Annotated in this window: 18 protein-coding genes and 1 pseudogene; 8 read left to right on the top strand and 11 right to left on the bottom strand. The window is 37.7% G+C overall.

All coding sequences use genetic code 11. The features are described 5' to 3' along the window. Positions 1-50: 50 nt before the first annotated feature. Positions 51-1,142 (bottom strand): nucleotidyltransferase domain-containing protein, encoded by a 1,092-nt coding sequence (locus K2F26_RS17730; RefSeq protein WP_220608849.1) that lies wholly within the window; start codon positions 1,140-1,142, stop codon positions 51-53. Positions 1,143-1,568: 426 nt separating this feature from the next. Here K2F26_RS17730 and rplU point away from each other — a divergent pair, with 426 nt between their 5' ends. Further along, a complete protein-coding gene (rplU, locus tag K2F26_RS17725; protein ID WP_220608848.1) occupies positions 1,569-1,976 on the top strand; it encodes a 50S ribosomal protein L21 in 408 nt (135 codons plus the stop codon). A 37-nt stretch (positions 1,977-2,013) separates the two neighbouring features. Further along, complete coding sequence (gene rpmA, locus K2F26_RS17720) at positions 2,014-2,292, top strand: 50S ribosomal protein L27 (RefSeq protein WP_194054445.1); 279 nt, start codon at positions 2,014-2,016, stop codon at positions 2,290-2,292. Positions 2,293-2,429: 137 nt separating this feature from the next. Here the strand turns inward: rpmA and K2F26_RS17715 are convergent, their stop codons facing one another. Then, positions 2,430-2,861, bottom strand: a complete 432-nt coding sequence (locus K2F26_RS17715; RefSeq protein WP_194054447.1) for a hypothetical protein — start codon at positions 2,859-2,861, stop codon at positions 2,430-2,432. A 222-nt stretch (positions 2,862-3,083) separates the two neighbouring features. Between K2F26_RS17715 and cruF the strand changes: the two genes are divergently transcribed. After that, a complete protein-coding gene (gene cruF / locus K2F26_RS17710; protein ID WP_220608847.1) occupies positions 3,084-4,004 on the top strand; it encodes a gamma-carotene 1'-hydroxylase CruF in 921 nt (306 codons plus the stop codon). A gap of 151 nt (positions 4,005-4,155) precedes the next feature. Beyond that, a complete protein-coding gene (gene cruG / locus K2F26_RS17705; protein ID WP_220608846.1) occupies positions 4,156-5,325 on the top strand; it encodes a 2'-O-glycosyltransferase CruG in 1,170 nt (389 codons plus the stop codon). Between the two features lie 87 nt (positions 5,326-5,412). Here the strand turns inward: cruG and rnhA are convergent, their stop codons facing one another. Next, a complete protein-coding gene (rnhA, locus tag K2F26_RS17700; RefSeq protein ID WP_220608845.1) occupies positions 5,413-6,321 on the bottom strand; it encodes a ribonuclease HI in 909 nt (302 codons plus the stop codon). Between the two features lie 659 nt (positions 6,322-6,980). Between rnhA and K2F26_RS17695 the strand changes: the two genes are divergently transcribed. Continuing rightward, a complete protein-coding gene (locus tag K2F26_RS17695) occupies positions 6,981-7,460 on the top strand; it encodes a DUF1499 domain-containing protein (RefSeq protein WP_220611930.1) in 480 nt (159 codons plus the stop codon). Between the two features lie 79 nt (positions 7,461-7,539). Here K2F26_RS17695 and K2F26_RS17690 read toward each other — a convergent pair whose 3' ends face one another. After that, complete coding sequence (locus K2F26_RS17690) at positions 7,540-8,103, bottom strand: pyridoxamine 5'-phosphate oxidase family protein (RefSeq protein ID WP_096572608.1); 564 nt, start codon at positions 8,101-8,103, stop codon at positions 7,540-7,542. A 69-nt stretch (positions 8,104-8,172) separates the two neighbouring features. Here K2F26_RS17690 and K2F26_RS17685 point away from each other — a divergent pair, with 69 nt between their 5' ends. After that, positions 8,173-9,105, top strand: coding sequence for a 1-aminocyclopropane-1-carboxylate deaminase/D-cysteine desulfhydrase (locus K2F26_RS17685; RefSeq protein WP_220608844.1), 933 nt, complete (start codon positions 8,173-8,175; stop codon positions 9,103-9,105). Between the two features lie 175 nt (positions 9,106-9,280). Here K2F26_RS17685 and K2F26_RS17680 read toward each other — a convergent pair whose 3' ends face one another. Then, positions 9,281-9,703, bottom strand: a complete 423-nt coding sequence (locus K2F26_RS17680) for a hypothetical protein (protein ID WP_220608843.1) — start codon at positions 9,701-9,703, stop codon at positions 9,281-9,283. A gap of 415 nt (positions 9,704-10,118) precedes the next feature. On the opposite strand from K2F26_RS17680, the gene K2F26_RS17675 reads away from it, so the two are divergent. Then, positions 10,119-10,877, top strand: a complete 759-nt coding sequence (locus tag K2F26_RS17675) for a Uma2 family endonuclease (RefSeq protein WP_220608842.1) — start codon at positions 10,119-10,121, stop codon at positions 10,875-10,877. A gap of 193 nt (positions 10,878-11,070) precedes the next feature. Further along, the gene (locus tag K2F26_RS17670; RefSeq protein WP_220608841.1) at positions 11,071-11,853 is read left to right on the top strand and encodes a Uma2 family endonuclease; all 783 of its coding nucleotides are present in this window, start codon (positions 11,071-11,073) and stop codon (positions 11,851-11,853) included. A gap of 283 nt (positions 11,854-12,136) precedes the next feature. Here the strand turns inward: K2F26_RS17670 and K2F26_RS17665 are convergent, their stop codons facing one another. The 6 genes and pseudogenes from K2F26_RS17665 to K2F26_RS17640 form a co-directional block, all read right to left on the bottom strand. Then, positions 12,137-13,459, bottom strand: coding sequence for a CO2 hydration protein (locus tag K2F26_RS17665; protein ID WP_220608840.1), 1,323 nt, complete (start codon positions 13,457-13,459; stop codon positions 12,137-12,139). Between the two features lie 245 nt (positions 13,460-13,704). Continuing rightward, complete coding sequence (locus K2F26_RS17660) at positions 13,705-15,201, bottom strand: NADH-quinone oxidoreductase subunit M (protein ID WP_220608839.1); 1,497 nt, start codon at positions 15,199-15,201, stop codon at positions 13,705-13,707. An 86-nt stretch (positions 15,202-15,287) separates the two neighbouring features. Beyond that, positions 15,288-15,998 carry a carbonic anhydrase gene (locus tag K2F26_RS17655; protein ID WP_220608838.1) on the bottom strand — a complete coding sequence of 237 codons (711 nt, stop codon included), beginning with the start codon at positions 15,996-15,998 and terminating at the stop codon, positions 15,288-15,290. Positions 15,999-16,071: 73 nt separating this feature from the next. Then, the gene (locus K2F26_RS17650) at positions 16,072-17,934 is read right to left on the bottom strand and encodes an NAD(P)H-quinone oxidoreductase subunit F (RefSeq protein ID WP_220608837.1); all 1,863 of its coding nucleotides are present in this window, start codon (positions 17,932-17,934) and stop codon (positions 16,072-16,074) included. Positions 17,935-18,269: 335 nt separating this feature from the next. Further along, on the bottom strand, positions 18,270-18,446 hold the full coding sequence (locus K2F26_RS17645) for a hypothetical protein (RefSeq protein ID WP_220608836.1): 177 nt from the start codon (positions 18,444-18,446) through the stop codon (positions 18,270-18,272). 9 nt (positions 18,447-18,455) lie between these two features. Continuing rightward, positions 18,456-18,779, bottom strand: a pseudogene (locus tag K2F26_RS17640) (EAL domain-containing protein); the annotation flags it as partial. Between the last annotated feature and the right edge of the window lie 105 nt (positions 18,780-18,884).

Here is an 18,884-nt window from a genome sequence, read left to right as displayed (position 1 = left end):
TGTCAAGTAGTTTTAGTTGACTGCTGATAGCTGATCACTGAATACTCCCTTTATTCCCATCCTTGCATTTCTACTAATTCCATACATAAATTATTAATTTGCTCTAAATCAGGTTTATGTGGTAAAGTTGATTCTTGATAAAAAATATCCATTTGAGCAACTAAATCTTCAGCCATTTTCATCAACTCTTCATAAGTGTATTCACCTCTAAGAATAGCTTTTAAATCATCAACATCACCCGCCATTTTTCTATCTACAATTACTTCTCCTCTCTGCAAAATTTCTAAACCACTACGCAGCAATCTAATACAGTGCATTCCGTGTTTTAAATCATAACCTGAATTTCTTTCCATTTCTGCTCTAGCAGGATTTCTATTTTGCTGCCAAGATATATAAGCTTTCCATTCTCTTAAAGCAATTTGGTAACTTTGACTTTTTTGCAATAAGCGAATAAAATCTTTACGTCCATGAGTTAAATTTTGAGTATATGCCAAAGTTTCATCATTTAAAGCATATTGTTTTAATATCCCTTTAAAATCAATATCTGCTGTCAGCAATTTATATAATTTCTCGGATTCTTCTAAAAATTCTATCTTACCACGAATTAATAAATAAAGATATTCTAAAAAAGCATTGAGTTCATCTTTGCTCAATGGTGCTTCATCTTCAATCCCAAAATCTGAGGGGATGGGTTTTTTCGCAGGTGGATTTAATAACCATTTGCGATGAGTTTCCATTTTTTTGATTTGTGCGAAAGCATAACCAGAATAGGTATGCTTAACTTTTTTACTCAAAAATATTTTTCTGTGATTAATTAAATGTTGTCCCACATCTGTTAAAATAGGATAGGTGGGCAACCATAGTAATTCTAAAACATTGGGATTTGCACCTGCTAATAAATGTAATACTTTCCTTAATTCATAAATAACTGTATCTTGATTACCATCAATAAAAGGAAATATTCCTGGTTCATCCCAACCACTATCTTTTTGTTCTATACTATCAAAACCCAAATAGTAACGTTTAGGTGCAATAAATACACCCCGATAATCATAATCAGAATCAGGGCGATTTAAACCATACCCGTGACTACCTGCTAAACCAATAAAAATCGTTCTTTGTTCAACTTCGATTCTTTGCATAATTACTTATAAAATTACTTGCTGATTGGTTGAAATCTAATTTTAAGAATTTACTATCTCAATGTCTTAACTATAATTTTAGTTTCATCTGAATTTATTAAATGCTAAATCGTATTATATCTGTAGATCACAAAAATCCTAGCAACTCTGGCTATTGCCTCGATGGGTAAATTTTTCCTGTCTGTTTCTGAACTAGCTACACACCCAGATATCAATATTCCAGCAATCAGGTTAAATTTTCCTAACAAATTTATATTCAGACTAAAGCTTGACTTAATGGCATCGAATGAGATAATATACTAGATTGTCTGTCTTATTCCTGCTCGGATCAGGTAGACACACTGCAAAAGCTGGCAAGAGCTATAAATCAAGTCTCTACAAGAGATGAAAGCCAGCTACCTGTACGGCAACTTCAAGGACAATTTCATGACCTACGCAATTATTGAAACTGGTGGCAAACAAGTAAAAGTTGAAGCAGGTCGTTTTTACGACATTGAACTGCTGAGTGCCGAACCAGATGAAAAAGTTACCATAGACGCAGTATTACTGGTGCAGCACGAGGGCGGAGTCTCTATCGGACAGCCACGAGTAGCAGGTGCAACTGTAGAAGGGACGGTAATGCGACATTTTAGAGGTCGTAAAGTCCTGGTTTATAAAATGAAACCCAAGAAGAAAACCCGCAAAAAACGGGGACATCGCCAGGAAATTACCAGACTTTTGATTAACTCCATCAACCTCAATGGTGAAGTTTTGGCGCACGCAGAAGCACCAACTACCCCAGAATCTCCTAATCTGGTAGATAGCACACCTGCTGAAGAAGCTGCTGCTGAATAATAAACAGAAGTAGATAAATTAAAGAGAAGAGGAAATCATGGCTCATAAGAAAGGAACAGGTAGTACACGCAACGGTCGTGACTCTAATGCTCAACGTCTGGGTGTAAAGCGTTTTGGTGGTCAAACTGTGCTTGCAGGAAATATTCTTGTCCGTCAGCGCGGTACTAAGTTTCACCCTGGTAACAATGTCGGTATTGGCAGTGATGATACTTTATTTGCCTTAGTTGATGGCGTTGTTACCTTTGAAAGAAAAGGCAAAAGCCGCAAAAAAGTCAGCGTTTATCCCGCAGTCGCTGCTGAAGCGGTAGCAAGTTAAGTCTTAGGGAACAGGGAACAGGAGAGAAAAATTTTAGATTTTAGATTTTAGATTTTAGATTCGAGATAACAAAAACAATCCAAAATCCAAAATCCAAAATCCAAAATCCAAAATTAATAACTCCTGACTCCTGACTCCTAAATTAAAATAAACCTGTGTAATAAAGCACCTGCGCCTAAACCAGAGAGTGCAAATATAGATGTCAGCCAAAAACATAGACCTTCTTTGAAATCAGCCGACTGAAAGTCTATCTTGGCTAAGATAGTCGCTGAGAGGATAAGTAAAAGATCAAGAAATATACGAAACCAAGCCAGCATTAAAAAGAATAGAAAAGCTGCTAAAACGGTGATACCAAAATTCCTGATATTAGATTTGGACAATATACTGTAATACTGTACCATTTTAGACCAGGGAGTTGTCAAGCTGGCTAGTAATACCAAGATACCAAATACAACTATTAACCACATAAACAAAGTGGGTTTGGTTTCTGATATCACCCAGCCTAATGTACTATAACTTAGAAGTAATAGTGTGAGGGAAAACCAGGGAATTCTTTGCAAGTTTGACATAAAGGTGACTGGGGACTGGGGACTGGGAACTGAGAACAGGTAAAGAATTTTCCTATCTCCCGACTTGTGGGTATTTATACTTTTTTGAGCATGAAACCAAATTAACTTTCAATGTTCCCGGATTTTTTCTTAAAAATTAGTTAAATTATGATCTTAAACATTTGTAAACTATTAGCAGTCGAGTAGCCGTATGTCATATTTTAGGAAGGTTAAGGACTGATCATGAGACAACTAGTTATTGTTGAGCGCGTATGCCTGATTGGTCATATCGTGTCTATGGTTTTTGGACTAGCAGGGATATTACTAGTGATTCCTAATGCTGAACTGATTTTTACTGACGTATTGAATTTATCTGAGGCGGGACAAACAGCTATGCAATGGAGCATGGCTGGTGGCGGTGTAGCCTATATGATTTTAGGTGCTTTGGGTGTGTTCCTGTATGCTAAACGGAATTTGGGATTAGGACGGACTTTGTGTTTTATGATCCCTGCTATTTCCATTTCTTTGACGAGTGAGTTACTGGGAACTAGCACAGGTTTTCCTTTTGGTCACTACAGCTATTTGAGTGGTTTGGGTTATAAAATTGCGGGTTTAGTACCTTTTACTATTCCTTTGTCCTGGTTTTATGTGGGATGTGTTTCTTACCTGTTGGCGCGTGTAGGTTTAGAGGTAGATAAAAAACCCAGTTTATTACGTCATGTAGGGGCGATCGCTCTCGGTGCTTTATTGCTCACTTCTTGGGACTTTGTACTTGATCCGGCAATGAGCCAAACTTCTCTTCCCTTCTGGTATTGGCAACAACCTGGTGCTTTCTTTGGAATGCCTTATCAAAACTTTGCCGGTTGGATGGGTACTGGTTCAGTGTTTATGACAGTAGCGGCGCTGTTGTGGAGAAACAACCCCATTAAATTAGAGCGATCGCAACTCAATATTCCTTTAGTAGTTTATTTGGCTAACTTTGGTTTTGCCACTGTCATGAGTTTAGCTGCTGGCTTCTCTATCCCTGTATTGCTGGGTGTGTTACTTGGCGTTGCACCTGCTGTAGCACTGTGGTTAAGAGGACCCGATGCATCCACTTCCGTAGCTGTGGAAGCAGCAACACAGGAAGTTTCCGTTGGTAATGTGAAAGTTGCTCTAAAGTAACTTCAATAGTGCTGAGTCAATAATTAATTAATTACACTCAGCACTAACTTGGTAATTGGTAATGGGTAATTGGTAATGGGTAATTGGTATAAATTTTATATTTTCTGCCTCCTGCCTCCTGCCTCCTATATTTTTAATTGGTATAAATATTTTGATTACAGAAAGCATTATTTCACTTCTACTATTACTGATCCAAGTACCAGCAACGGCACTGTTATTGTCACGTTTGCTCAAGGGTCCCAGAAGACATCCACCTTTGCAACCACAAAAACCAACCCCGGATATTTTGGGTAGTGTGAGTGTGGTTGTTCCCACTTTAAACGAGGCTTTGCGTATTAGTCCCCTGTTAGCTGGGTTAAGTCGCCAAAGCTATGAAGTCCGAGAAGTTATTGTTGTGGATAGCAGATCCCAGGATGGTACACCTGACTTGGTAAAAGCTGCACAACACAAAGATCCCCGCTTTCGGGTGATGAATGATGATCCTTTACCTCCTGGTTGGGTAGGCCGTCCTTGGGCTTTACATAACGGCTTTTTGTTTAGTTCCCCAGACAGTGAGTGGTTTTTGGGGATGGATGCCGATATTCAACCTCATCCCGGTTTGGTAGCTAGTTTGGTGAAAACAGCCCAAACAGAGGGTTATGATTTGGTTTCTCTTTCTCCTCAGTTTATTCTCAAATATCCGGGGGAATGCTGGTTACAACCGGCGTTATTGATGACGCTGTTATATAGATTTGATCCTGCCGGTATTCACACCGAACAACCAGAACGGGTGATGGCTAACGGACAATGTTTTTTATGTCGGCGCTCGGTTTTAGCGGCTGTAGATGGTTATAGCAGTGCCAAAGGTTCTTTTTGTGATGATGTTACCTTAGCGCGAAATATTGCGGACGCTGGTTTTAAGGTGGGGTTTTTGGATGGGGCTAAAGTTTTCAAAGTGCGGATGTATGAGGGAGCAAAGGAAACTTGGAAGGAGTGGGGGCGCAGTTTAGATTTAAAGGATGCTTCTAACCGCGCTCAAATTTGGGGTGATTTATGGTTATTGTCCTCTGTACAGGGTTTACCCATATTGATTTTACTGGGCTTTCTTCCCCTGCTTCCCCTGCCTCCCCTGCTCCCCCTGCGCCTGTTATTGGGACTGAATATATTTTTACTGGTAATTCGCTTTGCTTTGTTATTGGCGATCGCTCCTTCCTATGACCGGAAAAATGCCCAGGGAGGTTGGTTGTTCTGGCTTTCTCCTTTAGCTGATCCCCTCGCTGTGCTGAGAATCTTTTTATCTGCACTCCGCAAGCCCAAGGAATGGCGGGGGAGAAAGTATTGAGTAGGTGACAGGTGACAGGTGACAGGTGACAGGTGACAGAAAAGAGTTTTTACCAATTACCCATTACCCATTACCAATTACCATGATTTAGTCATTTTCATTTACCACTTGATCCCCTCTTTCTAGTTCCCAAAGAATTTGATTACCTTCCCGTCGTACCCGTGAAACTATCCAGTTGCGCCAACGCCATTGATCTCCCCGACTGGTGACAGCACTTGCATGGACATCCATCAAGTCTGCTAGTTCGGAACTGGTGATTAAATAGCCTTTTTCGGCGATTTCGTCAGCAACCCGCAAAGTTTCAACTAGGTTGCGGAGGTGTAAAACCCTCATCTCAGGTGGTTTTTCGTCGTTTGTGGTTGCAGGTGACGCTGTAGATGGTTCCATAGTGCTTGTGTCTGATAAAAAAGTTCTGCTTTCCGAAATGTTTTCTTTGATTTGTGTAGAGTTGATTGGAGAATCAGATACTTTTGTGAAATTTACATTGTTTGTATTGGTTAAGGTTGCATCAAGATTTTCCGGGGATAATTGTTGAAGAGATGGAATTTTGCCGCTGGCAAAGGAGCGAGCAATCACATCACACCTTTCGTTACCTATGTTACCAGAATGGCCGCGCACGTGCTGCCATTTTACAAGTCGGCTGTTGAGTCTATCCAGGGTTTCTAACAGGTCTTGGTTTTGGACTGGTTTTCCGTCTGCTTTTTTCCAACCTTTCTTTTTCCAACCCTGCATCCATTTGGTAACACTGTTAATGAGATATTCGCTATCGGTGTACAGGGTGATGGGTTGGGTTTGTCCAGATGTAGCAAAAAATTCTAGGGCAGCGATCGCCGCTTGCATTTCCATCTTATTATTTGTGGTGTACTTTGAACCGTCCCCCATTTCATAAACTGAACCATCATTAAAGTAAACAACAACACCCCAACCACCAGGACCAGGGTTGCCAGTGCAAGCACCATCGGTATATATGCTTTGAATTATGCGTTGTGTAGACATGATGAGTGATTAAAAATTCAAAATTAAAAATTAATAATGAGTTGCACACAGAGATTAGCAAAAAAGTGTTTTATAAATCAAGTCATCAAAGTTGCACCCTCAGTCATCAGTTATCAGTCATCAGCCAATAGTATTATTAGTCAAAATTAAGAATTTTTAATTTCCAGAATGTTAAGTAGGTAGGCGTTGAAAATTATCATTGTGGCAAGGCAAAAGGCAAGAGGCAAAAGGCAAGAGAGAAGAGACTTTTAGGGATCTTACATTTTTGTACTTGCTTCGGTTTTTTCATGCCAACTTACTTATTTACATCTATTTCTGTTAATTATGTTTATTTTATATGTTTATTTTATATAGGACTCCTATTTGATTATTGAAAAAAACAGTACATACCGAAACTCTTATTACCTGTTCCCTGTTCCCTGTTCCCTGTTCCCTGTTCCCTGTTCCCTGACTTTACGAGAAATTTATAAATCAAATCGGATCACTATATGTTTATTTTAGATAACTAAAACTATTCTCTATTCCCTATTCCTTCTTCACTATTTTCTACGTCCATAAAAATACTTTCAACAATATTCCCAATTTATATTAATATTTTATTGTCATTTATTGTCAAATATCAAACAATGATTCAATTAACTGTAGTCAAGAAAATCATCATGCAATATCTAAACACATTTCCACAAAGGATAAAGAGTATTACATTAGCAATACTCTTAACCTTATTTATTGGTTTAATGCTTCCTGCTGTTACATGGGCAACTGGTTTAGGAGTGACATCAGGTTATTTGAGTCCTTGTCCCAATACAAATAACTGTGTTGTCAGTCAAAATGCAGATGCTAAACACGCCATTGATCCAATTATTTATCATGTAGACCGTGAGCAAGCAAGAGAAACCTTACTGAAAGTTCTCACTGTTGTACCACGTACAGAAGTTATAGAACAAACAGATAATTACATTCATGCTATTTCTAAAAGTCGGATCTTCAAATTTGTTGATGATGTAGAGTTTTATTTACCAAATGATGAACCAGTAATTCATATCCGTTCAGCTTCTCGTGTGGGAGAGTCGGATCTTGGTGTCAACCGCAGACGTATGGAACAAATTCGTTTAGCTTTGCGTGATTTAAACATTTGATTTTTCTTGATTTCTATTGATTTACATGGAAATAAAATCAAATCAAATATTGAGTTTATAGCATCATCTATTCATCCAATTACCTTTGATTGTGAACCTGAGACAAGGGAGTTAACAAACCATCAATACTGACAAAATTTTTCTGTTGATGATATTCTTTAATTCCCTGTTCACCTTTCTTAATAGCCCAGTTAACTAAAGTGTCTCTTTGTCTTTTATATTCATAAAATGGCACAGCAAAACCACAGGAAGTTTGCACCCTGTCAATATCAGCAACAATTATTTGCCGAGTTCCGTTAATCGGAGGAAATAAAGAATACAAATAATCCCATTCAGCAGCATTAGGTAATATTGTTTTTCCCTGTCCATAAAGCCGCAAAATAGAAGGTGGTTCTTGAAAAGCGCAAAACATAAATGTAATTCTGCCATTTTCTAACAGATGGGCAGAAGTTTCATTACCGCTACCTGTGACATCTAAATAAGCAACCCGATGGGGTGAAAGAATACGAAAGCTGTCTAAACCTTTAGGAGAAATGTTAACATGACCAGTAGGACTTAAAGGGGCAGTCCCAACAAAAAACATCTGCTGATTTGCAATAAATTTTTGCAATTCTTCGGTGATAGATTCAAAAACTTTAGCCATAAACAGTTTGATAGTTTTTGCAGATTTGTTATTTTCTACCATTCCCACAAAGCTTAACTTGTGTTTGAAATGTCGTCAATATTTTTATCTCCACCTCTAGAAAAAATTAATCATCAAATAGCTGATAGTGCTGGTGTTGAGTTATATGTATTCCGTCTTGATCTCATGCACCCCCAAATTAATGGTAACAAATGGTTCAAGCTGAAATACAATTTATTAGAAGCTCAGGAAAAAAAATACTCTACCATTCTTACTTTTGGTGGTGCTTATTCTAACCATATTTTTGCTACCGCTGCCGCAGGTAAGGTTTTTGGTTTGCGTACTATTGGGGTGATTCGTGGAGAAGAAACTTTACCACTGAATCCTACTTTAAATTTTGCCATAAAACAAGGCATGGAGTTAGTATATTGCGATCGCATAACCTACCGCAAACGCCACACAAACCAACTACAGGAAGAATTAAAACAACGCTTTGGTGAAGTATTCATTATTCCCGAAGGTGGTGGTAATTTAAATGGTGTGCGTGGTTGTACAGAAATCATGGAAAACCTACAATATTTTGACACAATTTGTCTCGCCTGTGGCACAGGTACAACCCTGGCTGGAATTGCTTTATCATTACATTCAAATCAGAAAATTATCGGTTTTCCTGTACTAAAAGGTGGAGAATTTTTAGCACCAGAGATTACAAATTTAACACAAGATTATATTCAATCCGGTTTACCTGTACCAGTTAATAATCCGGCACATTGGCAATTGCTACACAATTACCATTTCGGAGGTTATGCAAAAGTTAACCAAGAGTTAATTAAATTTTGTCACGCATTCCAACAGCAAAATAACATACCCCTAGATTACGTATATACGGGAAAAATGTTTTATGGTGTCATGGATTTATTAAAAAAGGGATTTTTTTCACCAGGTAAAATACTATTAATACATACTGGTGGTTTACAGGGAAATTGTGGTATCGAAGAAAAATTAATTACAAAAAATATTTAATGAAAGTAGCTTTTCATAAATCAGAACCAATTTAGCTGATAAATATAGAACATGAAAATTTTACTGAATAAAAGATATTATTTGACTAAAGTATTTATCAGCAGTCAGCATTCAGCAGTCAGCAGTAAAATATTTCCAGTATTCTGACTCCTGACTCCTGACTCCTGACTCCTTACTAAAAAGCTACACCATGTTTTTTAGCAATTTCAGTAAGTTGATCATACTGATGTTGTGCTGCTTTCGTTAAAATTGCATCTGCTTCTGTGGGATCAGTACCATCTTTAGGAATTAAATACTTCACATAAAGAGAAACAAAATCAACAACAGCTGCTAAACCAGACAAATTATGTTTATCAGATTGTTGTCCAGCAATAACAGCAACTAAACCAGCACGAATAGGATCAGGTTTCAATTTCATAAACTGATCAATTAGCTGTTTTAAATAATCTGCTGGTGCTAAATTTTGCAACTTACTTTGATCAGGTTTAAATTCCAATCCTGCGGACTTTGACTGTTCTAAAACACACCATTCTGTAAATTCTTGCAGTGCAGCATCAGGAAGTTTAGGAAGATATTGGTACAGTTCTAAATTAGACACAGGGTGACACCAAATTGAGGTTTTTAATTGCATCAAGTCCACCCTAACCTACTGTTTGATAGAGTTTTGTAGTGCAACTGACAATTATTAAGACGCAATTTAAAGTTGTTTCAAGTATTTAGTTTAAATAAAAAATATAATTGGTAGGTTGGGTTAAGCGATAGCGCAACCCAACAACAGCCTATCAATGTTGGGTTTCCTATTGTCAACCCAACCTACAAAAACTCTTAACCGAGTTGATGCTGCTTTTGGTATTCTTGAATTTTGGCGTTATAATGGTAGCAAATTAAGAATCTATACTCTCACAAAAACACATTAAAAATTAAAACATTAAAAAGCATTGTTGAAAAACATGATTTGTTTTTTGAACCTAAAATCTAAAACCTAAAATCCAAAATCCAAAATCTAAAATAAAATGACTTACTCACCACCTTTACCCCCACAAACAGAACCACCCCTTCCCCCAAGGGAAACCTTACCCACAATGTATGATTTACCAAGCGAAAACCAAGAGGAAAAAGGTTTGCCAGATGATTTTCATTTTTTACAACCCTTACTTTTATATTTAACTTTTCAACCCTTAAACTGGAATCCAGAACTAGTTTATAGTGCTGCGGATCTCAATCTTTATTATGATCTACAACATCCTTTATGGTATAAAAGACCTGATTGGTTTGGTGTAGTTGGAGTTTCTAAATTATATAATCATCAAGATTTGCGTTTAAGTTATGTCACTTGGCAAGAACCAGCTAACCCTTTTGTAGTAGTTGAATTATTATCACCAGGTACAGAAGAAGAAGATTTAGGAATTAAAGCAAATCAAGCAGATAAACCCCCTACAAAATGGGAAGTTTACGAACGCATATTAAGGATTCCTTATTATGTTGTCTTTAGTCGTTATACCAACGAAGTACGCGCATTTCAGTTAGTAGGTGGTCATTATGAATCAGTAAATTTCCAGGATGAACGTTTACCTATGCCAGAAATAGGTTTAAGTTTGGGGTTATGGGAAGGAACATTTCGCGGTATTCCTAAACTTTGGTTGAGGTGGTTTACATTGGATGGGGAATTAATTTCCGAACCTTCAGAAGAAGCAAATGCAGCGAAAATCAAAGCGGAAAAATTAGCGGAAAAATTGCGTCAATTGGGTATTAATCCTGATGAAATCATGTAATAGCAAATCATTGCTCAATTGCGTGCTTTAGGTGTTGAACCAGAATAAAATAGATACCGTACTTCTTCAAGAAATCCGGTGTCCCGATGTTTATTTACCTAAAAATATCTATAATAATACAATAAAGTATGGGTAATTCATGAATTAACCCTACAAAAACCACACCAAAAAATACCACAAGCGCGGGGAGTATATGACCTCGACTACAGATTTTACTACCACTCCAATTAGTCTCCCAGACCATACCCAACTACCTTGTGAAGATGGTACATTTGTGAAAAACTTTCAGGAACACCCCCAAAGCATTCTACTAACAGAATCAATTAAACCAATATTACAAAAAATCCATCCCGATGGACAATATTGTATAGGTCAAGATAGCGGTATTTACTGGCGAATTACCGAACCTTTAGAACGGGGTGCAGAAGCACCTGATTGGTTTTATGTGCCGAATGTTCCGCCTAGTTTAAATGGACAAGTGCGCCGTTCTTATGTTTTATGGCAAGAATATATTTCACCATTAATTGTCTTAGAATTTGTTTCTGGTAATGGTGATGAAGAAAGAGATAAAACACCCTGGAAAGGTAAATTTTGGATTTATGAACAGGTGATACATCCAGCTTTTTATGGCATTTATGAAGTGAATAAAGCTAGTGTGGAAGTTTATCATTTGTTGGAAAATAAATACCATTTATTACCTGCTAATGAAAGGGGACATTATCCAATTCCCGCTTTAGGAGTAGAGTTAGGAATATGGCAAGGTGAATATCAAAATTTAGATTTACCTTGGTTACGTTGGTGGGATTTAGATGGTAATTTATTATTAAGTGGAGAAGAAAGAGCAGAACAGGAATATCAAAGAGCAGAAAGGGAAAGTCAAAGGGCAGAAAGGGAAAGTCAAAGGGCGGAAGAGGAACGCCTAAAAAATGAACGGTTAATTGCTCAATTGCGTGCTTTAGGTGTTGAACCGGACTAAACTAGATAAGCCAGTGGTTGTTTGAAAGTTTCTGTTCTGACATCACAACTCGCTGTAATAATCGTCAATGAATTGGGTAACAGCAGATACCGAACATCTTTACGAAGTCCGGTATCTTTAGCCCGGATTTCTCACCAAAATCCTCAAACCCTTATAAAATCTGGATTCTCGGTTTTCACACTGTGTCAAAAATCAGCAACATGAAAAATACCCGAAACTGGTTCTCCATAAGGATTATATAGATGGCGATCGCATTGTTTGTGAGAAATGCGGGTTTAGCTGATTAACGATAATCCTGACTTTGAACACTCCGCAATTTCGCCGCATCTCTCATACCATAATCAGCACGGGTGAAGCGATTCAATTGCATTTCAAAAAACTCCCGATTTGCCTGTAAATGCTTAGGATTAGGATCATCTAAAGGATATAACAACGCAGTTCTTAAAGCCTGAATTACCGCAGATGTGACATTGTACATTGAACGTTGGAAAGTTACACCCAACTGAATCAACATATCATCTTCACCCCGACAATGTTTTTTGTAATAATCAACTAAATATTGGGGAAGAAAATGCAACATATCCTGCATTAATAATGTGGGTGGAATACCCGCAGTACCTACAGGGAATACGTCAGCGTAAAGAATGCCATAATGGAAGTCTTTTTGATCTTCTGGTACTTGTCCTGCTTGGGCATTATAAGACTTTGTACCTCTAAATGGTGCAGTCCGATAAAATACAGCTTCTACATAGGGTAAAGCTGCTTCATATAACCAAGTAAAACCTTTAGATTTGGGGATGACTTCATAACATTCACCATCAACATAAACATGATGATAAATAGGACGACCGGCGATCGCAAAAATACCATTCACTAAAAAATTCATGGCATCAGGAACACCTTTAAAACCGCCTTCATCATAAATATCCGACATTTCAAAAAATACCGGTGCCATTACTTCCCAGAAAAGTCCTAAATTGGCATAATAAGACATCATCCGGCACTGTTCCAAAAACATATCAGGGAACAGTTTATAAAGTCCCAACATTAAAGGATTTTTCTTAAAGTAAGCTTTAATTGCTTTATCAGCATTAGCTTTATATTCATCCGAATCTAAATAGGCATCAAATTGATTTACAGGGGCGTACATTTTCCGATGCCATAACATCGCTTGCATACAAGCTTCCGCAAATTCCATGTTAATTCTGTCATGGAATAAATGATGTAATAACTTTGGCATTTTGCGAGTTTCACCCTTTTCCATAAATGCCAAAAGTTCAGGATGTGCTGTTGCTTCACCGCGCCAAATTCTTAAATCAGCATCATCCCCTGCATAATGATTATGTAAGTCTAAATATTCTTGAGGTAAGAAATATTTAAAAGCAGGAAGAGGATTTAAAAAGACTCTTTCCCCAATATAAAGCAAGTCGCGCCAGTAAAAATCCATCGGTACTGCGTAAGCTTTATAAATACCTATGATTTGCATTAAGTTTTCTGGTGTATCTGGCAGCATTGAACCACCAGCTTCTAGACGATGAATGACATCGGCAAATTCGTGATTTGATGGTGGTAGTTTAGTGATTGGTTTATCGGGAGTTTTTACCATTTTGATTTCCTATATTTATGAATTTATCACGCAGAGACGCAGAGGCGCAGAGAGATTTAAGAGGTTAATAAATGTACTAGATTATCTATCTTATTCCTTCTTATTCCTTTTCTTCTTCTCATTCTTCTCTTCCTTCGTGTTCTTCGTGCCTTCGTGGTTTTTCTGGTTTTTTTCTCGTTCCCATACAGAGTATGGGAATGAATTTTAAAAGGCTCTGCCTTTTAGTTTTTTGACAGCTTAAAAAATTACTTCAATGCCACTTGAGAAATTACGGTTTTTTCAGGAATAGCAGCTACCATTGCTGTAGTTGTGGTTTCACTCCAGCGCACTAACCAGGTAGGTTGTACTCCCAAGAAAATGATCAGGGAAGCTAATATTAATGCGGGAATTTTTTCCGCCCAAACCACTCTAGGATAATAAGCTAAGTCGTTATTGAGTCTACCGAAACAGGTACGGTTGAGAAGAATAACGAAGTAAACCGCAGTTAAACCAGAAGAAGCTACACACAATAATGTGGGGATGGGGAAGGTGGAAAAACTACCTTGGAAAACGATAAACTCGGCAATAAAACCTGTTAAACCAGGGATACCGGCGCTGGCCATACCACCAAGAACGAGTAAAGCACTGACGATAGGTAAACCGCGAATAGGACTCATTAAACCATTGAGTTTGTCTAATTCTCTTGTGCCTACTTTGGTTTCTACAAGTCCAACTAAATGGAAGAGAATAGCCAGTATTAAACCATGACTGAACATCTGCGCTACTGCACCAACTAAGGCCAGTTTGGTACTAGCTGCGGCTGCAAGTAAAATATAGCCCATGTGTCCGATTGAACTATATGCTACCATGCGCTTGATGTCTTTTTGGGCGATCGCAACTACCGCCCCATAAATTGCACTAACAGCACCCCATATTGCTAAAGTTGGTGCTATTACACTCCAAGCTTGGGGAAATAAACCAAACCCAAATCTTAATAGTCCATAAGTTCCTAACTTGGCTAAAATTCCACCTAATAAAATGGCAATAGGTGCAGAAGCTTCAACGTAAGCATCAGGTAGCCAAGTATGGAAAGGAATTAAAGGAATTTTAATCCCAAAACCTAAAATTATTCCGATTAATAAAATTAACTGCATTCCCGCAGATAGGTTTTGAGTGTTAACAGTATCTAAGGCAAAACTATGAGAACCACTTAACCAAACTATGCCCAGGAATGTTGCTAAAATAAATGCCCCGGAAACTGCTGTGTAAATCAAAAATTTCATCCCAGCATAGGCGCGTTTTTCTCCTCCCCAAATGGAAATTAATAAATAAAATGGTATTAATTCCAACTCGTAAAACAGGAAGAACAGCAATAAATTTTCTGCCAAGAAAGCACCAGCAACTCCACCATTCACTAATAAAATCAGCGAATAGAAAAGTTTAGGACGTTCAGTATTTTGGTTACTGCTATAAATTGCTATCCAAGTTAAAAAGCTATTCAATATCAACATTAAAATTGATAGCCCATCAATACCTAATTGATAATTTAAACCCAAGGTTTCATTCCAAGGTAAATATTCTTGAAACTGCATTCCTGGTTTATTTATATCAAATTTCAGCAGGATTAAAATATTCCACAATAGAACTACAAAGGAAAGAGTTAAAGCTACCAGTCTAGTTCTCGTTTTAGGAATGACTGTATCTGGTAAAAATCCGATAATTGCAGCGCCAATAATTGGCAACAAAATTAAAACACTTAACATAATTGGGGATTGGGGATTGGGGATTGAGGATTAGTAAAAGGTAATTATTTTATATATGAAAATTACCAGTTACCAATTGAGTTAAATTAACTAACTAAGCTGACTTTACCAGTGTCTAAGTCGTAATAACCACCGACTATTTTGAGTTTATTAGCCTTGATTAATTCTGATAGAACTGGTGAAGATTTCAATTTTTCAACTTGTACCAAAATGTTGGCTTTACAGGCATTCTCTAATCTATCTCCTGGTTTTCCTTCAGATTTTTCTACACCTGGTTTAATTGCTTCTAATAAGCTACCAATTTGTCCTGGTACTTGAGCGCCTTTAATAGTGGCATCTACAGCACCACATCTTTCATGGCCTAGTACCATAATCACTTTTGAACCTAATACTAAGCTACCAAATTCCAGACTACCAATTTCTTCAGGTGTGGCAATATTACCCGCAACCCGACAAACAAATAAATCTCCTAAACCTTGGTCAAAAATTATTTCTGATGGTACTCTAGAATCGGCACAACCAAGAATAGAAGCAAAGGGTTTTTGACTTTTAGCAACTTCTTGTAAGCGTAAATAACTCTGATTTTTATAGCCACGCTTTCTTGTGGTAAATCTTTGATTACCATCCAATAATGCTTGTAGTGCTTCATCGGGTTTACTAACAGTTTTTGCTTCTACTGCTTCAGATGTAACTAAGTTGGAAGCCAAACTGACAGCGACTCCTGCACCAATGACACCTGTTCCTAATTGGAGTAAATTTCTGCGAGAAATATTGTTTTTTTGATGTTTGTTGTTCACTTTATTATTCTTCAATTCCTCAAAAGTTCAGTTCTTATTTTAGATTGATATTGTCTATTTAAATCATAAAGATTTAAAAAACTAAATCCATGAACTGCACACCCCAAAAAGGCCATGTTACCCAAGCACCTAAAACGCTAACTCCTAACAAAACAGTGAACGCGTAAAATTGGGTTTGTCCATTGTTGCTATATTTCAACCCTTCCCCACCTAATAAGGAGAATAAACCGACAAAATTAACAATGCCATCAACGACAAATCTATCCACCATGTCAGCTAATTTAGAAAGTTGGGCAACGCCAAAAATGATGGTCATTTTGTAAAGTTTGGGGGTGTAAAAATCGTAAGCAAGTAAATTTTGTAAACCTTGGAAGGGTAAGCGAACTGGTTTAGGAATAATGTTTCCTAAATAAATTACAGCACTAATACTGCAACCAAAAATACTTGACCAAATAAATAACAATGCCACATCTTTGTTTAATGTTGCCCAACTAGGTAATAAAGATAAACTTTCCAACACTAAAGGCAGATGTAAAACGAAGCCAAATAAAACCATCATCGGCATTACCAATAACCAGAGTGCTTCCGGAGAACGTTCACTCATTTGTTTGGGTTTACCACCAAAGATTAAACAAAATTCTCTGGTTAAACTAAAGGCTGTGAACACATTGACAGCAATTATTATTCCCACTAACCAAGGGTGTGTTCCCCATAAACCATCAGCTAATTTTACTAATGCCCAAAAACTGCCTAAAGGGGGGAAACCAATTAATCCCAATGTGCCAACAATAAATGCTAAACCGGAAATGGGACGACGTGACCATAAACCACCGAGTTGGGTAACGTCTTGGGTGACACTATTCCAAACTATTCCGCCGGTACTCATGACTAAAAGTGCAGCTGATAAAGCATGAGTGAGGACTAATAATAATGCGGCTTCATCCTGTTGTGTGCCTACGGCGATAAACACCAAGCCCATGTAAGCACTGACAGAATAAGATAAACAGCGTTTGATGTCAATTTGGGCGATCGCAATTAATGAACCACCAATAGCTGTAACAGTACCAATAGCTACCATTGCGGATGAAGCTATGGGAGATAAGCTAAATACAGGTTGTAATTTAATCAGCACCCATGCACCACTAGCGACTACCACTGAGTTACGTAAAATGGTACTGGGAATAGGTCCTTCCATTGCTTCATCTAACCACAAATGCAAGGGAAATTGAGCGCATTTACCCATTGGACCAGCAATTAAAGCTAAACACACTAAAGTAATAATTGTTGGGTCTACTTTGGCAGTTTGCGCCCAAATTGCTAAATCTTGATAATCCCAAGTTCCTGCTAAAGTCCAAAGTCCCAAAACTCCCATCAACAGGAATAAGTCACCAACCCGCTTGGTTAGAAACGCATCTCGCGCACCTGTGACTACTAGAGGTTGACTAAACCATAAACCTACTAATAGGTAAGTCCCTAAAGTCAGAACTTCCAAAACTACATAGGTGAAAAATAGGTTATTACATAAAGCTAAGGCACATAAACCAGCTTCAAATAAACCTAATAAAGAATAGAAACGTCCCCAACCCCAGTCCATTTCCATGTAACCCACAGCATAAACTTGGGCAAGGAAATTTAAACCAGTGATGACGATTAATGCACCTACGCTAATGGGAGATAATTCTAAATTAATAGTTAGGTTTAAACCTGCGGTGGATAACCAAGGAATTAATACTTCTTTGGCGGGATGATTCCAAGTGGCAGGAAAGGCAATGACAGAATGTAAAAATGCCAAAAATGTCATCACTAAATTGACATAACCTGCCGGTCTTGGTCCGGTTTTCCTGATTATTCCCGGCGACCAAGGTAAAGCTAAAACACCACCTAATAAAGCATAGCAAGGGACCAGCCAAACGGTCTCTAGCAGGTACTGAGACATGAACTCACCTCTATATTTGCACTGAATATTTTTGCTTGTTTGTCAACAAGCGTTGATACCTGATGATGTTAACGAGGAAGAATAAGGCAATTTTATTTTTGCTTAATATTGTTAGATATAGCTTACCGTTATCTCTGCCAAAAGGGAATTACTTAACTAGATAAATCCACGATATTTTATCTAATTTTTTCTTATAGTTCTATGGATTGGTTTATCTGATAGTATCTATCATATATAATCTATGAATATAGCAAGCAACAGGAAATAGCGGGAGCAAGGTCAAAAAAATTAATTCTTGCTCCTGACTCCTGTACAGAAACTGCGCCAGAAAGTTTCTACTGACTTCTAGAAATTTGCAATTCTGCTATAATTGGTGTTGATGCGTTTATGTAACTAATAGGGGCGGGTTTCATATCTCGGTAGTCGAGGATTTGAACGACAATTAGGTAAGCTATAGCTAAAAGTATAGAAATTGCACCTGTAATAATGGCGACTATTTTTGAACGGTTCATCAGAATTTCCTAAAAGTTAAAATTTGATAGTTGATAGTTGATAATTGATAGCCTATTCCTGATCTCCTGACTCCTTGAACTCCTGACACCTTCTTTAATGAGTTCTGTAGCTGGTTGGGCAGAAAGAGGTTTATAGAACAGATATCCTTGCACATCATCACAATTAATAGACTTTAAGAAATCTAGTTCTTCAGGCTTTTCTACTCCTTCTGCAATTAGTCTTAACCCCAAGCTGCGTCCCAAGTCAACTATAGCCTTGATGATATGAGCTACTTTAGCATCTCTGGCCAATTCTTTGATAAAAAACCGATCAATTCCATGCAGATGAAAGGGTTTTTCCAAGGTTTGTAAAATTCTGAAAGCTACTTGAGCTACTTCTTCCTGATGATTCAATACAGCAAAATAACTATGAGATACAGTTAGTAGTTTTATGGACAA

It is taken from the genome of Sphaerospermopsis torques-reginae ITEP-024, assembly GCF_019598945.1.
Taxonomy (GTDB): domain Bacteria; phylum Cyanobacteriota; class Cyanobacteriia; order Cyanobacteriales; family Nostocaceae; genus Sphaerospermopsis.
Note: the sequence above shows the minus strand (reverse complement) of the source record. Positions and strands in the feature narration are given on the sequence as shown.